14 protein-coding genes and 1 tRNA gene are annotated in these 16,555 nt (G+C 41.8%); 12 read left to right on the top strand and 3 right to left on the bottom strand.

Annotation, left to right across the window (positions count from 1 at the left end; genetic code table 11):
* Positions 1 to 36: 36 nt before the first annotated feature.
* Positions 37 to 109, bottom strand: a tRNA-Lys gene (locus tag B808_RS00120).
* Between the two features lie 214 nt (positions 110 to 323).
* On the opposite strand from B808_RS00120, the gene yycF reads away from it, so the two are divergent.
* The 11 genes from yycF (at position 324) to B808_RS06580 (ending at position 11,894) form a co-directional block, all read left to right on the top strand.
* Positions 324 to 1,037, top strand: a complete 714-nt coding sequence (yycF, locus tag B808_RS00115) for a response regulator YycF (RefSeq protein WP_009167284.1) — start codon at positions 324 to 326, stop codon at positions 1,035 to 1,037.
* A gap of 14 nt (positions 1,038 to 1,051) precedes the next feature.
* Positions 1,052 to 2,899, top strand: coding sequence for a cell wall metabolism sensor histidine kinase WalK (walK, locus tag B808_RS00110; RefSeq protein ID WP_035421178.1), 1,848 nt, complete (start codon positions 1,052 to 1,054; stop codon positions 2,897 to 2,899).
* Positions 2,883 to 4,193, top strand: a complete 1,311-nt coding sequence (yycH, locus tag B808_RS00105; RefSeq protein WP_035421177.1) for a two-component system activity regulator YycH — start codon at positions 2,883 to 2,885, stop codon at positions 4,191 to 4,193. Before walK ends, yycH begins: the two co-directional genes overlap by 17 nt.
* Positions 4,194 to 4,198: 5 nt before the next feature.
* Entirely contained in the window at positions 4,199 to 5,050 is an 852-nt protein-coding gene (locus tag B808_RS00100) for a two-component system regulatory protein YycI (protein WP_035421176.1), read from the top strand.
* On the top strand, positions 5,047 to 5,853 hold the full coding sequence (locus B808_RS00095; protein ID WP_009167288.1) for an MBL fold metallo-hydrolase: 807 nt from the start codon (positions 5,047 to 5,049) through the stop codon (positions 5,851 to 5,853). The genes B808_RS00100 and B808_RS00095 overlap by 4 nt, the downstream gene beginning before the upstream one ends.
* A 529-nt stretch (positions 5,854 to 6,382) precedes the next feature.
* A complete protein-coding gene (rlmH, locus tag B808_RS00090; RefSeq protein ID WP_035421174.1) occupies positions 6,383 to 6,862 on the top strand; it encodes a 23S rRNA (pseudouridine(1915)-N(3))-methyltransferase RlmH in 480 nt (159 codons plus the stop codon).
* Between the two features lie 78 nt (positions 6,863 to 6,940).
* Positions 6,941 to 8,056 carry a YibE/F family protein gene (locus B808_RS00085; RefSeq protein WP_035421172.1) on the top strand — a complete coding sequence of 372 codons (1,116 nt, stop codon included), beginning with the start codon at positions 6,941 to 6,943 and terminating at the stop codon, positions 8,054 to 8,056.
* Positions 8,053 to 8,838 (top strand): YibE/F family protein, encoded by a 786-nt coding sequence (locus B808_RS00080; protein WP_009167291.1) that lies wholly within the window; start codon positions 8,053 to 8,055, stop codon positions 8,836 to 8,838. The genes B808_RS00085 and B808_RS00080 overlap by 4 nt, the downstream gene beginning before the upstream one ends.
* A gap of 121 nt (positions 8,839 to 8,959) precedes the next feature.
* On the top strand, positions 8,960 to 10,777 hold the full coding sequence (gene spxB, locus B808_RS00075; RefSeq protein ID WP_009167292.1) for a pyruvate oxidase: 1,818 nt from the start codon (positions 8,960 to 8,962) through the stop codon (positions 10,775 to 10,777).
* Between the two features lie 115 nt (positions 10,778 to 10,892).
* On the top strand, positions 10,893 to 11,675 hold the full coding sequence (locus B808_RS00070; protein ID WP_009167293.1) for a sulfite exporter TauE/SafE family protein: 783 nt from the start codon (positions 10,893 to 10,895) through the stop codon (positions 11,673 to 11,675).
* A 66-nt stretch (positions 11,676 to 11,741) separates the two neighbouring features.
* A complete protein-coding gene (locus tag B808_RS06580; RefSeq protein WP_164476871.1) occupies positions 11,742 to 11,894 on the top strand; it encodes a hypothetical protein in 153 nt (50 codons plus the stop codon).
* 32 nt (positions 11,895 to 11,926) lie between these two features.
* Here B808_RS06580 and B808_RS00065 read toward each other — a convergent pair whose 3' ends face one another.
* Positions 11,927 to 12,466, bottom strand: a complete 540-nt coding sequence (locus B808_RS00065) for an HdeD family acid-resistance protein (RefSeq protein ID WP_035421170.1) — start codon at positions 12,464 to 12,466, stop codon at positions 11,927 to 11,929.
* Positions 12,467 to 12,509: 43 nt separating this feature from the next.
* A complete protein-coding gene (locus B808_RS00060) occupies positions 12,510 to 13,703 on the bottom strand; it encodes an MFS transporter (protein WP_009167295.1) in 1,194 nt (397 codons plus the stop codon).
* Positions 13,704 to 13,823: 120 nt separating this feature from the next.
* Here B808_RS00060 and B808_RS00055 point away from each other — a divergent pair, with 120 nt between their 5' ends.
* On the top strand, positions 13,824 to 16,358 hold the full coding sequence (locus B808_RS00055; protein ID WP_009167296.1) for a M1 family metallopeptidase: 2,535 nt from the start codon (positions 13,824 to 13,826) through the stop codon (positions 16,356 to 16,358).
* Positions 16,359 to 16,555 lie beyond the last annotated feature (197 nt).

The raw sequence follows: 16,555 nt of genomic DNA, 5'->3' as shown, positions 1-16,555 counted from the left end.
CCTTGGATTATTAATAATCCAAGGCTTTTTCACTAGTGGGCAGCCAGGGGATCGAACCCTGGACCCACGGATTAAGAGTCCGTTGCTCTGCCAGCTGAGCTAGCTGCCCATTTAAAGCACATGTAGTATCTTATCATAGCTGAAATTAGTCTGCAATAGCTAAAGTGAAAAATATCTTAGAAAAGCAGATTAGGCCTACTAATGAGGGGCTTATTTAGTTATGTTATACTGTAATTTGATAGAGTGCGTTTAAAGAACGTAGCTTAACTTGGTTATAATCGAAAAGTACGAACCACAAACAAGAATATTAGGAGTGATTTCTAATGGCAAAAATTTTAGTAGTTGATGACGAAAAGCCGATCACTGATATTGAGAAATTTAGTTTAACCAAAGAAGGTTATGAAGTTGAGGTGGCTAATGATGGTGAAGCAGCCTTGAAAAAGGTTGAGTCTGATGAGCCAGATTTGATTATTTTAGATTTAATGCTCCCTAAAATGGATGGGCTTGAGGTTGCTAAAGAAATTCGCAAAACTCACGACACTCCGATTATCATGGTAACGGCAAAAGATTCTGAACTTGATAAGGTACTTGGACTTGAAATTGGAGCTGATGACTACGTTACGAAACCATTTTCGAATCGGGAATTAGTGGCGCGGGTTAAAGCTAATTTACGGCGCCAATTGGTAGTTAATGAAGCAAATTCTTCAGAGGACAACGCTACAAAGGAAATTAGTTTGGGAAACTTAGTAGTTCATCCAGATTCGTATTCGGTCACCAAGAACGGCGAGCCGGTTGATTTAACCCATCGAGAATTTGAATTAATTCACTACTTAGCGCAGCATGCGGGTCAGGTGATGACACGCGAACACCTGTTACAAACTGTTTGGGGATATGATTACTTTGGAGATGTGCGGACAGTTGACGTAACCGTGCGGCGTTTGCGAGAAAAGATTGAAGATGATCCCAGCCATCCACAGTGGTTAGCAACACGTCGAGGCGTTGGCTACTATGTGCGGGATGCAAATGAGGGCGAATAAAAGAGGGCACTGTTATGAAAAATCAATGGAAATTTTTTAAATCCATTCACTTCAAAATTGCCCTAGTGTTTGTACTGATGATGTTGCTGACCCTTGAAACCGTGGGCGCCGTTTTTGTGCGGCAGCTAGAGTACCAAAATTTGAGTACCTTCAAGTATTCAATTCAGCTTAAGCCCTACGTCAACTCTTCCTTGAAACGAGAGTTAGCTCGAAAGGATCATTTTAAGGCCAATAAACAAATTCAGACGATTCTACAGGATATTGATGTTAGCAATGTTGACGAAATCACGGTTGTTGATTCCCGCGGGAATATTCGTGGAACTAACCAAACCAGCCAACAGTCCTTAGTTGGTCAAAAAAATACTGATAGTGATATTAAAAACTCACTGTATAGTGGGAAAACGATTGAAAAGAATACCGCCCGTGGTAATAACCGGTACTATACGCTGGTAACACCACTAATTAATAGTGCTAAAAATCAAAATAACATTGAGGGAGCCGTCTATATCCGGGCTAATCTAAGCCAGGTTTATCACAACATTAATAATATCACGCTGATTTATTTGTTCGCAGCCGTGTTATCAATCATCTTGGGTTTAATTCTGACCTTAATTATTTCACGGGCGATTACGCGTCCAATCGAAGAATTAAAACAGCAAACGGAACAAATTGCCCGTGGGGACTATTCTGGGCACGTCCAAGTTTATGGTAATGATGAACTGGGACAGTTAGCGCATGCGGTCAATAATTTATCAGTTCAAGTGGAGGAGTCACAGGAATCTACCGAGGCGGAACGGCGGCGACTCGACTCAGTCTTGGACAACATGACTGATGGAGTGGTTGCAACGGATCGCCGGGGGATTGTTACGATTGTTAACGACGAAACTTTGGAATTGTTAAACATTGGGCGTGATGATGTTGTCGGGCAACCATTGCTAAAAATTTTGAAATTGGATCAAAAATATGGGCTTAAAGATTTAATCGAGCGACCGGTTCAAGAATTTTTGGATTTTTCGACCCCGGAACGTAAATTGATTTTGTCAGCCCGCTTCTCACTGCTCCAACGAAAATCTGGGTTTATTAATGGGATTGTTTGTGTGTTTCACGATGTTACGGCGCAACAAAAGATTGATTCCGATCGACGACAGTTTGTTTCAAACGTGTCCCACGAATTACGCACACCTTTAACTAGTGTTCATTCGTATTTGGAAGCATTATTAGACGGGGCATGGCAAGATCACGCTTTGGCACCCAAGTTTCTGCACGTTGCGCAAGATGAAACTAACCGTATGATTCGGATGATTAATGACCTGCTCACGCTTTCACGGATGGACTCTGGAACGCAGCAATATAATCTAGAATTGGTGAACGTCAATAAATTATTTAATTACATTTTGGATCGATTTGATATGATCGTGAAAAATGAAACGACCACAAAAAAATATCTGATTAAACGTGATTTTACGAAACAAGATTTGTGGGCTGAGGTGGATACGGATCGATTTACCCAGGTGATTGATAATATCATTAATAATGCGGTGAAATATTCTCCCGATGGAGGAACGATTACCTGTCGTTTATATGAAAATCACAACCAAATCGTGCTCAGTATTTCCGACCAGGGATTGGGTATGCCGCAAGCGGCGATTAAACATATTTTTGATCGATTTTACCGGGTTGATAAGGCACGGGCGCGTGCGCAGGGCGGTAGTGGTTTAGGTCTTGCAATTTCAAAGGAAATCATGGAATCCTTTGGTGGCGATATTCGGGTAACCAGTCAAGAAGGTCGCGGTTCGACATTCTACATTTCGTTGCCATTTGAAGCAGTTGAGGAGGATTTGTGGGATGAAGGAGAAGCTTAGACACTATTTTTTGCCAGGAATGGTAGGAATTGCAGTCATTATTAGTATCATTTTGTCGGTCTCGTTGCTGACAAATCCGGCTCGCTTTAGCAGTCGATCTCATCAAAATCGAACAACAGACATGCATAATGACAATAATACGCATAACGAATTAGACCTCTATGCACCAACCCAGTTAATTGAAACCACCAGTACAGGACAGCAAAACCTAGTAACGTCTCCGACTACCAACCTAATTGGCGAAGTGTTGCGACAACTGCGCCAAGAGCATTTTTCTGCAGTGAAGCAGATTAGCACCAATAATCAAAAACAGTATCAAGCAATCCTCCACAAGCCAAATACGATGTCATTAAATTACACGAATCCGATTTCCACCGACAAAGTCGCAAAGTTACTTCGCTATCAGGATCTTAACGGGCTGGGGCAAGTTTCACGACTAGTGGTTCCCATTGATGAACCACACGAGCTTTATTTGTTAGCTGATGAGAATCAAACAGTTTATCGAGTGTCCCTTGCTACTAAGCAAGCAACTAATTTTAAAAAGTTCTTGCAGCATGGGGTTACTAAAAACCGAGTGGAAGTTAAGTTTATGAATCGAAAACCGTGGCTATTTTTCCCTAATCCAGTTATTATGAACGACTATGCGTTTATGTTACAGGAACAGTCGCAATCGTCATATCTGAATCGGGTCATTGGAAATGCAACGAATGCTAACGTTAAGCATCGTCAGGGGAAAACAACCTATAGTTCTCCTGATCAAGAGCTGACTTTCGATCATAATGACAACGTTACCTATAATAATTATCGACCAACAAAACGAATTGTTCGGCAAGAAGATGCGTTAAATGCGGCCTATCAAAATGCTATTCAGTTAGGGATTCCCTTGGACAACACTAAATTTGATAGTTATGTAGCTAAAGACCATACGGTGGTCTATCGCTTGTTCATTGAGGGTTTTCCGCTCTTTAGCGATGATCAATTAGGTACCTATACTTATCGGTATATCAATCAAAACTCCGAACAATATCAATTTTCTCTCCGCGATTTTCAGATCCCAATTCCAACTGACGATTCAAAGACAACTTTGCCGAATACGAGTGATGTACTCGCAACTTTACAGCAACGTGGGCTTAGTCATCAGCAATTGCAGGGGATGACGTTAGGTTATCAGGTGGTTACCAGCAAAGCCGATAGTTTGGTGGTAACGCTCCAGCCAACGTGGTTTGTTAAATACGATAATCAATGGGTTAACTATCAAGTAGCAGGCTTAAACAACAATAACGGAAAGGAGTAGGCGAAATGAATTTTAAGCGTATTCAGGAAATTTTTCTGCTCGCCTTTATCGTAATTGATGTTTTCCTGTACACCATGACTAAAAATGGTAATATTCAAAGTGATGATACTAATGCTGGAAGTGCTGGCAATACCATTGTCAAAGAGATGAAGCGAGATTCGATTTCGGTCGGAACGCTTTCACAAAAACGTACGAATGGGTACTATCTTTCTGCCGAAGTTCGGACGGATTTAAACGAGCACCTGGGTGACCTAAAAAACCAGAATGCGCGGGTTGATAATAATACTTTGATAAGTGATTTTCGGCATAGTTATAAACTTAATCCAGAACACCCGGAAAAACGTTTGAATGAACTGATCAAGCAGCCCGGATTTGTAATAGATGGCGCAAGTTACCATTACGATCGGGATCTATCAACAGCTACGAAGGTTGTTTATAGTCAGCTACTAGAAAATCAACTGGCGTACAGTGCTGATGGTCGCTTGACTTTTAATGTTGCGCGAAATGGTCAGTTGACAGGATACTCGCAGCGAGAACTAGCCGAAGTTAAGATTTTGCATGAAAAAGCAGAACTAATTTCAGAAGAACGTGCGGTAATCTCGCTGTACCAGTATAATGAAATTCCCAATAACTCTAAGATTTTATGGAAAAAACTGGCTTATAGTCGGTTGCTACAGATTAACGGAAAAGATGTCTATATCCCAACGTGGGTGATTGCAACTAAGAGTAATGCAACAAACAAGAATCAAGTTAATCGGATTAACGCCTTTAATGGAGCAGCTTTTAATACCCAAAAGGTAAATGTAGCTAATTCAAATAATGATGAAAACCCTCAGGGAGAAAGTGAAGCAAAGTGAAAAGCGGGGACGATCTAAAAATTAGCGTGCTATCGAGTGGGAGTGGCGGAAACTGTACGTATATTGAAACGCCTCAGCACAAAGTGATTCAGGATGCAGGCTTATCGGGAGTTCGAATTGAGCGGCTACTCCAGGCGATTGGAAAAGATCTACGTGAGGTGGATGCTTTATTTGTGACGCACGAACACACCGATCATGCTAAGGGAGTTGGCATTTTAGCCCGTAAATATGGCATGGATGTCTATGCTAATCAGGCGACGTGGCGTGCGATGGACGGTAAAATTGGCAAGATACCGATAGAACAAAAACAGCTTTTTGATCCAAACGCCACCAAATTATTAGGTGATTTGGACATTGAGAGTTTTACGGTTCCGCATGATGCAGCGCAGGCCCAATTTTACAATTACCATCATAATGGTAAAAGCTTTGTGATTGTTACTGATACAGGAGCGATTACGGATCGAATTGAGGGAGTCATCCAAAATGCGGATGCTTATTTGTTTGAGTGTAACTATGACACGGAAATGTTAATGACCGGTGATTACTCATATTCCACCAAGATGAGAATTAACAGTGCTACGGGACATTTATCGAATGTGGCTGGAACGGAGGCATTGATGGATGTGATGGGACCAAAAACCAAAAATATTTTTTTGGCGCACCGCAGTCATCATAATAATACCAAGTCATTAGCACGAATGACGGTGGCATCAATGATGCAGAGTAATGGACTAGGGGTTGGACGTGATTTTCAGCTTCGAGACACCGATGTTGAGCATCCGTCAAAGATTATAAAATTATAAGTTGTTTTGCAATCAAAACCATCAGCTAGCAAGGAAGGGCAAGCCCAGCGCTTTTTTCTTGTTAGTTTTTTTAGTATTAGCGGGTTATTGATTGTTAACGATTAACGTTTGGAAAAGCGGCTTTTCGAACAATGTCAGCAAAAATCGGTCGAAAATTAGGTAAAAAAAGAACTGCAGATAGGTACGGTGGAAATTGCTGTGGATAACTATGTGGATAAAGTATGTGAAAAATAAAGAAGCCGATGATGAAAAGGTTTTTCGCTGGTGAATAACTTTTAAATAATATCCACAGTGATTGTGGATAACTTCATGAAACAAAATCTGTAAAAAATATAATGCTGATGTAGCAAGCTTTGGCGGCGATAATTCTTGTGTTAACGAACATATGTTGTTATTAAAAATGTGGATAACTAAAAAAGTAGTTGACAAAAGGAAAAAATATACAGTCCCAGCAAAAGCCGGATTCATGATAAAATTGAACAACCTCCTGTGGATAACTATGTGGATAAATTGTGAAAAGGAGTTAGTTATGAACATTAAATTAGCAGTTGTTGGTAAAATTAAGGAAAAATATTTTCAAGCAGCCATTCAGGAGTACCAAAAACGAATGGGACGATTTTGTGATTTTCAAATTATGCAGGTTCCCGATCAAAAGGCACCAGAAAATTTAAGTGCTGCCGAAAAACAACAGGTCATGGAACAGGAGGGAATCAGACTACTAACTAAAATTAAACCGCGCGACTATGTAATTGCCTTAGTGATTAAGGGAAAACAGTATTCATCAGAAGAGTTGGCGGCGACCATCAAAGATTTGACTACATATGGACATTCGGATTTAACCTTTGTGATTGGTGGGTCTTTAGGATTGGCGCCAGCGGTTCTGCAGCGTGCAGATGCAACGCTGTCATTTGGAGCAATGACGTTGCCCCATCAGTTAATGAGAGTGGTTTTGTGCGAACAGCTTTATCGGACTTTCATGATTAACCAACATCGCCCCTATCATAAATAACGGCGAGGAGGCAGGACCTACCTTTTAAAGTGAAATAGACTATTATTGAGATATCGTAAAAATTAGGGAGATGGGAATGTGGTTCGAAAACGACCGGCAGTTCAAGTTAAGTGGCTAACAATTATCATAATTGTGTTGGTGGGTGGAGCGGCCTGGTTGTTTACCAGATACAACGCATCATTTTACCAACAAACCGTTGCACAAGTTGAACAGGTTCACAACGGGCATCGGGAAAAAACTACCGATGAATTTCAAAATAAAGCTTATCAACAAAATCAAAGTCTCCGTTTGCGGATTTTGAACGGAAACCGCAAGGGAGAACTCGTAACAACCACCAACCAGTTTACGACGGCGCAAGCAACTGATATGGAGTATCGACCGGGACAACAGGTTTTCGTTCATTTAAATGCCAAAAAGCACCAAAAAAGTAATGAAATGATTACTGGTTTTAAGCGAGATTCGGTTGTGGTGTTTCTAATCTGGCTGACAGTGACGCTATTGTTAGTAATCTTAAAACTACGAGGTTCGATGGCATTGCTGAGTTTAGTGATTAACGCCGTACTGTTTTTCTGTGCGGTTCAACTGGATGTGCGGACGAACTTTAATCCGATTTGGTTGTTTGCGGGTCTGGCGGTCATTTTTACCGTTGTGACAGCGTTTTTGATTTTTGGGAAATCCCAAGAGACGGTCGTTACCATTATGGCAACGTTGGGTGGGACTTCGGCGGCGTTGTTAATTGCGGTGTTCGTGTTGACGGCCACCAACCAGCGCGGAATGAACTTTGAGATGATGGATTATGTGACGCAACAGCGCCTGCCATTGTTCTACGCTGGTAGTATGATTGGAGCCCTTGGCGCCATTATGGATCTGTCGGCAGACATTACGTCAAGCCTCTTTGCAATTTACCGTGAGGAACCACAGCTGACTTTTTGGGAACTGTTTTTAAATGCTAGAAAAATTGGCCGTTCGATCATGGGACCGCTAATTAATGTGTTGTTTTTGATTTTTGTAGCTAGTACTTTCCCGATGATGGTGCTGTTTTTAAAGAATGGCAACAGCTGGGGATACGCTTATTCCATGATTATGACTTTAGGAATTGTCCAGAGCTTAATTAGCGGCATCGGGATTTCATTAACGGTTCCAATTACTGGACTATTGGCCGGGGGTGTTTGTGAAATGAAGGTGCTTAAATGACAACGATTATGGCCTTAATTCTAATCTTGTTTGCTTCTATGTTGTTGGCGGGTGGACGCCAAGGGTTTGTTTCTTTTTTAGGGTTAATTTTTAATTTTGGGATTGTGTTTATTTCAGTAGTGCTAATTGCGATGGGATTCCCCTATCTAATCGTGACACTTATTAATGCAGTAATTATTCTGGTGGTCTCCATTTATTTTGGAAACGAGCAAGGACGCAATGCCGACGTAGCCTTTATAACGGCGTTGTTGGTGGTTGGACTACTAGTAATTTTGATTATCCCCGTGCAGCATTGGGCTCAGGTGCAAGGATTTGGAGTTGAAAATACCGAAGATCTCGAGGGGCTCTCGCTCCAACTAGGAGTTCGGTTCTTGGATGTTTCTTGTGCGATGACTATTTTGAGTTGTTTGGGTGCCGTGGCGGAAGCAGCTGTGGCGGTTGCTACTGGTTTAACCGAGTTACAAGCCCATAACCACCAAATTTCTGATGCCGAGTTGCGTCGGACGGGAACCCGTGTTGGTAAAGAGATTGTCGGGACAGCATTTAATACCCTTTTTTTTGGATTTTATGGTGAATTGCTTGGGTTATTTATCTGGTTTTCACGGCTGCACTATAGTTTTGGGATGGTTTTGAATGATAAAATTTTTGTTTCTCAACTAATTATGACTTTGATTTCAGCGATTGGAGTAGTGTTAACAATTCCGGTTACGATTGGAATCGTGATTTATCAGCATCATCACCAGCCAGCGACTACCGCAAATGATGAGCACCGTCTCAAATAGGAATGTTGGGGATTATTTGAAAAAGATTAATTTTTTTAATTGTGTTTTATTATATTTAGCTAAATTGTTTATCTAACTAATAAATAGTGCTATGATAATCACGAAAAGGGAGGTATAGATTATGACAGATGTAAAGAAGATTCCTGCAGCAGTTGCGATGGTTAAAGTCTTGGAAGCTTATGGCGTTAAGGACGTTTATGGTTATCCAGGTGGTTCAATTAACTCAACGCTCCATGCCTTGGATGCTGAGAAGGATAACATCAACTACATTCAGGTTCGTCATGAACAAGTGGGGGCGTTAGCTGCTTCTGCTCATGCTAAGTTAACTGGAAAGTTAGGAGTTGCTTTTGGATCGGCTGGTCCAGGAGCGGTTAACTTGTTAAATGGTTTGTATGACGCTAAAGAGGATCATGCTCCGGTGCTAGCCTTGGTCGGTCAGGTTCCTCATAATAATATGAACTATAATTATTTCCAGGAAATGCCTGAAGTTCCAATTTTTGAAGATGTTTCTGTTTATAATCGGATTGTAATGACTCCGGAAAGTCTGCCCCATGTCATTGATCGAGCAATTCACGAGGCTTACCAGAAAAAGGGTGTCGCTGTAGTTGTGATTCCAAATGACTTTGGGTTCGCCGAAATTCCAGATGTTCGCTACGACTCAGCCTCAGCCACGTACGACAAACCAGCCCCACAGCCAGTCGCAAGTGATGCGGAAGTTGACGCGTTCTTAGAATTAGTCCACGAAGCAAAGCGTCCGGTTATCCACGTTGGTCGTGGCATCAAAGCCGGTGGTGAAAAACTGGTAGAGTTATCACGTAAATTACAAATTCCATTTATTTTTGATGGTTTAGCAAAGGGTACTTTAGACGAAGATTACGAAGGTAATTTAGGAACAGCGAACCGAGCTGCTTCAAAAGCGGCCGATGAGATCTTAAGTACCGCTGATCTAGTGATTGCCATTGGTGGGGACTTCCCATTCGCCAACAGCGTCTATGCTAGCCATGAATTTAAATACATTCAAATTGATAATCAGGCAGTTGAATTAGGACGACACCATGTTCCAGAACTTTCAATTCTTTCGGATGCAACGAAGTTTGTTGAAAAAGCTTTGGAGCGCAGTCAAAAGGTTGCTCCTTCAGCATTTTTCCAAGCTGCTGCTGCTGATATGCAGAACTGGAAAGCTTACATTCACAAGATGCTAACTAGTCAATCAGATCCACTGTTACCAGCTCAAGTTTACAATCAAGTAAACCGAATTGCTGAAAAAGATGCGATTTTCTCTGTTGACGTCGGTGATAACATCATTAATACGTTCCGTTATTTAGACGTTAAACCCGCACAGAAATGGGTTATTTCTGCTCTCTTTGCAACAATGGGCTCTGGAGTTCCAGGAGCAATTGCTGCTAAACAAAATGATCCAACTAAGCAGGTCTTTAACATTGCTGGGGACGGTGCTTTATCGATGGTAATGCAGGATCTAGTTACCGAGGTTAAGTACAAATTACCGATCATCAACATTGTGACTCAAAATGGCAATTTAGGCTTTATCGAAGGCGAACAAGAAGATTTGCCAATGCAAATCTTCGGTTTGGATTTACAGAAGCAAAACTTTGCCATGATTGCAAAAGGCATGGGCTTGGATGCGGTTCGAGTTAAAAACTATGCTGAGTTACCAGCTGCTTTTGATGAAGCACTGATGGCACTTAAAGCTGGGAAACCATTCTTAATTGATATTGAAATCGATAAGACGCGGGGATTACCAGTAGAAGATCTCATTGTTAAAATTAAAGATGGCAAACTCTCTGAAACGGTTAGTCCTAACTACCTTAAGAACAAAGGTAAAGGTGCTTACACTCTAGATGAGTTCTTTGCTAAATATGATGGTCAAGAATTAAAACCCCTTGCGCATTTCTTTGATGAAGCAGGCGTAAGACTTTAATCCGACTTCTTAAAACAGCTCTTATTTTGATAAGAGCTGTTTTTTTATTCTGATTTGGATACAATGGTTTTATAACGCTTGTATTTTAAGCACTAGGAAGAAGGATGGTTAATTAATGGTAGGACAGTTTTTATTTTTACTAGCAGCAGGAGTGGTGGCTGGTCTATTAGCAACGATTGCGGGACTAGCTTCGTTGGCATCTTATCCAGCGCTACTGCTGGTTGGGATTCCCCCGGTGATTGCCAATGTTTCAAATACGGTCGCCTTAATTTTTACTGGAGTTGGGGCGATTTCAGCTTCGTTGAAGGAACTACGTGGTCAGTGGAAACGGGTCATTGGCTATACAATTTTAGCCGTTATCGGAAGTTTGCTGGGAAGTTCATTTTTGTTGGTAGCTCCAGCGACCACCTTTGAAAAGGTGGTACCGTTTTTTATTTTAGTTGCCGGAGTCATGCTACTGCTATCTGGTCGTGGGACTGAAAGTGGAGCCCAAAAACGATTGCAAGAGGATGCGCAACATCCTCGGCGGCGGCGCTGGATTCAGATTGCTAGTTTTTTGGGCATTATCTTTGTGGGAGGCTACCTTGGCTATTTTGGAGCAGCCGGTGGCGTTGTTTTGTTAGCAATTCTTGCAGTCATTACTAGAGAGGATTTTGCGCACTACAATGCGGTAAAAAATGTGATGACCTTCGCTTGTAATATTACGGCAGCAACCTTATTTATTTTCAAGGCAACTATTGCCTGGCAGGCAGTCCTTCCCTTAGGTCTGGGCTTGTTGGTCGGTGGGTATTGTGGTCCCTTAATTGTTCGACACGTTAACGTAGCCTTGTTACGAGTGCTAATTTCGTTAGCTTCTTTTGGGTTAGCCGCCGTCTTATTTTATCAGGCTTACTTCTAAAATTATCATTGAATTATTGTAATCAAACAATTAAAATAAAATGGATTACAATTAAATGAGGTGAACATGATGAAGTGGTTTTTTTGGGGTCTGACCCTATTTTGGATACTGACAGCTATGGTAATGGCATTTGTACCGATGGGGATGGAGCCAGCGATGTACATGATGCTAATCGGAATGATGGCGCATAGCATTGTATGTGCTCTGCACGCAAAATAAAAAAGGGCTCTAGAAAAGACCAAAAATCTTTTCTAGAGCCCTTTTTTAAAGGCATGGATGATGAATTTAACGCCCGCTACCAAACAATAGCATACGATAGAAATGACGGCAGCCAGATTAGCTACCAGCGGATTGATTAGAAATAAAATGCCCACGCCAATACCTAAAAGTGCCCCGATTAAAAGTACCGCGTTGAATGGTTGATTAGAATGTAGATTAACGCTGATGATTTTCTTAAGCACGCTAATGGTATTACTAATAAACCAAACGGAAAATAAGAGTGCCACAAGGTAGAAACTAAAGCCATTACTTAGGATTAAGAGCGAACCGATAAGGATATCAAGGATTGCATTAAAAATTAACCAACCTCTATTTTGATGATTATCTCGAGCAACCTGATGATTTAAAAGGAGATGATAGACGCCCATGCCTAATACTAGCGTACCGATGAAAATGGTGAGAAGTCTTAGGGAGGCCAGCGGATTAATGAAGATATAGAAACCCACTATAATGATTCCAATTCCGGCAAGTAATGACCAGTGGTCTATTTTTTTAGTTTGTTTTGCTAACATACTTGGTACTGCTCCTTTGCGGTATGAAATTTAAGTAAGCAACTTATTGGGTTTGTCGCGGAGCATGAATGCTTAATTCATGTTGGACTAACCAGGTCATCAGCGCCGAAATAAATAAGATGATAGCGACAATCGTATATGGAATGTGTGGATTGATGTCCATTAAGCTTCCGGCAAAGATGGGACCGATGATATTACCAATACTGGTAAGGGACACGTTAATTCCGTTAATTAAGCCTTGCTGATTCTGACCAAAACGGGTTAAGAGGGTGGTAATAGCGGGTCGTAGAATGTCGAAGGCACAGAAGATGAAGAGGGTGGCCACAATTACGGAAACGGGTTGCTGGGTCAAGAGGATCCAAACGATCCCGGCAGTGCTTATGAGAAAGCACAATCGGGTTAGTCCAATTTCTGTAAACCAGCGGACTAAGCGGTCAAAAAGGATGACTTGTAGGATCAAAGAAAAGATCCCGTTTAAAATCATTACCAAAGCAATTTCATTCAGGGTAAATTTAAAGACCTGGTTAACATAGATAGTGTAGATACTTTCAAAGCCAGCCAGACCGAAAGAGGCAATTAAAATCATGAGAAATAAAGCGACTAAGGGTTTGGTAAGAATGGTGTTAAGGCGTCCCTTGCGAATGATACTGGGGTCCGCTACTGCTCCACGACTATGATGTTTGAGATGACTAGGCATGCCAAAAACAAAGACAATTGCGGCAATGATCCCTGCAGTTCCGGCAACCCAGAAAGGAGTTTTATAACTAACGTTGGCCAGCACGCCGCCAAGACCGGGTCCAAGAATCAAGCCACCACTAAACGAAGCGGAAAGCCACCCGATCACGCGCGCCCGATCTCGTTCACTAGAAAGATCCGCTGCTAAAGCCATCGAGGTAGTCCCGACCATGGCTGCTGCAATCCCACCAATCAGACGGGAAATATCGAATAACCACAAAGTTCCTGCTGCTGCGAAGAGAAATTCAGAGATGGTATACAGTAAGAGGCCGATCGTGAGGATGGGAGCGCGCCCGATGCGATCGGAAAGCCGTCCGACAATTGGAGAGAAAATGAACTGAGAAAAGGCGAATAATGAGGTCATAATTCCCATATCGGCGGCCGTTAAATGGTATTGAGTCTTGATAAAGGGACCAATCGGAATTACTAAACTCCATCCAAGACAAATGATGAAATTCGCGATGATAATGATTGCAATCGCCTTTTTAGTTGCATGATTCATAGCAGCTCCTTTCTAGATTCTCAGTTGTCGGTAAGCGTTAAAACAAAAGTATTCATAATTTAGAACAAATAGTTTACAATTGCAATCAAAGTATTTATTAAGACTAGGAGAGCAATCCAGATGGCAAAAATTGAACGTTTCTATAATTTATTCCAACCGGAACATTATAATGTATATTTAGATATTAATCGACAGACAAAAATAATTCACGGTCAAACCACGATTACGGGGCAGGCTACGCAAACCCAAATTGCCGTTAATCAAAAGGGACTTGCTGTGAGTGAGGTGCTTGCTGACGGAGTAGCAGTTCCTTTTGAAATTGATGATGAGGCGGAAGCATTGCGGATAACGTTACCAGTTGCTCCGGCAACGGTTACCTTGCAAGTTACTTATCAAACGAAATTAACCGATAGTTTGATGGGAATCTATCCATCCTACTACAAGGTTGACGGTCAATCCAAGCAGATAGTTGGAACCCAGTTTGAAACTACCTTTGCACGTCAAGCCTTTCCAGGCATTGATGAGCCAGAAGCTAAGGCAACCTTTCGCTTGGCAATTAAATTTGATGAACAGCCTGGAGAAACGATTCTGGCGAACATGCCAGAGGATTATGAGGCCGATGGAATTCATTACTTTCAGCCAACCGTTAAAATGTCAACATACTTAGTGGCGTTTGCGTTTGGTGAGTTGCAAAGTAAATTAACGACCACTGCCAGTGGGGTTCAGGTCGGGGTTTTTGCTACAAAAGCGCATGAGGCAAAAGAATTGGACTTTGCTTTAGATCTTGCTAAGCGGTCAATTGAATTTTACGAGGATTTTTATCATACACCTTATCCATTGCCAAATTCTTGGCAATTAGCACTGCCTGATTTTTCTGCGGGGGCAATGGAAAACTGGGGTCTCGTTACGTACCGAGAAGCATATCTACTGATCGATCCAGAAAATACTTCATTTGACGTGAAACGTTTAGTTGCTACCGTAATTACGCATGAATTAGCTCATCAGTGGTTTGGTGATTTAGTTACTATGAAGTGGTGGGACGATCTGTGGTTGAATGAAAGCTTTGCTAATATGATGGAATATGTGGCGGTTGATGCCCTAGAACCAACGTGGAAGATTTGGGAGTTGTTCCAGGTATCTGATGTTCCAGCCGCCCTAGAACGTGATGCGACTGATGGAGTCCAACCAGTACACGTTGAAGTTCGCAACCCGGCTGAAATTGATGCGCTTTTTGATCCAGCGATTGTCTATGCCAAGGGAGCACGGATGCTGGTGATGGTCCGGGCACTCTTAGGAGATGACGCCTTAAGAGCTGGGCTGAAACAGTATTTTGCTGATCATCAATATGGAAATGCTCAGGGATCTGATTTGTGGCAAGCACTTGAGGATGCCTCTGGTTTAAAAATCGGTGAAATTATGCATTCTTGGCTGGAACAACCTGGTTATCCGATGGTACACGCTCAAGTAAATGCGGAAGGACAACTGGTCTTAACCCAACAGCAGTTTTTAATTGGAGCAGGACAAGACCAAGGACGGCAGTGGGAGATTCCCTTAAATGGTAATTACGGGACAACTAAGATTATGCAGGAGCGGACGCTAACAGTTGGTGATTACCAACAACTTCGCCAGCAAGCTGGTGAACCCTTCCGTTTGAACGTTGGAAACAACTCTCATTATATTGTCAAATATGACCAGACATTATTAGCAGATATTTTGCAACATGCAAAATCATTATCGGCGATTGATCAACGCCAAATTCTGCAAGACTTGCGGTTACTTGCTGAGGCTCAGCAGGTTTCTTACGCTGATTTGGTACCATTATTACAAAAATTTGTTACCAGTCCAGCTAGCATTGTTAATGCTGAAATTTACCAAATTGCGCAGCAATTGCGGATATTTGTGGAACCGGGGAGTCTTGCAGCACGTCAACTGCGAATGCTCTTTGCAGCTCTCAGTCAGGCAACGGTTGCACGACTCGGATTTGTGCCAAAGGCTGATGAGAGCAATGATGATCAATTAGTTCGACCATTAGCCTTGAGTGCAGCACTCTATGGGAAAAATGAACAGGTGATTAGCGAAGCTCACCAGCTATTTGGGCAATATCAAGAGAATTTAGTAGCATTGAATGCAGATGTGCGGGAGCAGGTTTTGCAAAGTGAAGTTGAACATTTTGCTAATCGGGAATTAGTAACTAGCTTATTACAACTTTATCAACAAACTTCTAATGCTAGCTTTAAAGAAGATTTACGACAGGCATTGCCACACGTTCAGGATCCGGCTCTACTGCAACAACTGGTCACTGAATTTAAGCATGCAGACGTCATTAAGCCACAGGATTTACGGGCTTGGTATCGTGGGGTTTTACAAAATCCTGCAGGAGAACAGCTCGCCTGGGACTGGCTCAGAGAGAACTGGGACTGGTTGGAAGCCACAGTTGGTGGGGACATGGAATTTTCGACTTACATTACAGTAACGGCTCAGATTTTTCATACCCCCGTGCGGTTAGCTGAATTTAAAGATTTCTTCCTGCCCAAAATTGATGTTCCTGGTCTAGGTCGTGAAATCAAATTGGATACCAAGTTGATTGCTGGAAAAGTATCATTAGTAGAAAACGAACAAAAGGCGGTTAAATTGGCTATTGCGGCCACAAATTAACCGTTTAAAGTTAAAACGTCATTCGAAATTATCGGATGACGTTTTTTTCTGACATTAATTGACTAAAACTATTGACAGTTGCGGTTGAGGGTTATAAGATAGTTCTTGTCTTCAAGATTAAAGAAGATTAGTGCTGATGAAACAGTGACAATTCATTGAAAATAATGATTGACAAATATTTACTAACGCGCTATGAT

This window comes from Fructilactobacillus florum 8D, assembly GCF_000512295.1.
Taxonomy (GTDB): domain Bacteria; phylum Bacillota; class Bacilli; order Lactobacillales; family Lactobacillaceae; genus Fructilactobacillus; species Fructilactobacillus florum.
Note: the sequence above shows the minus strand (reverse complement) of the source record. Positions and strands in the feature narration are given on the sequence as shown.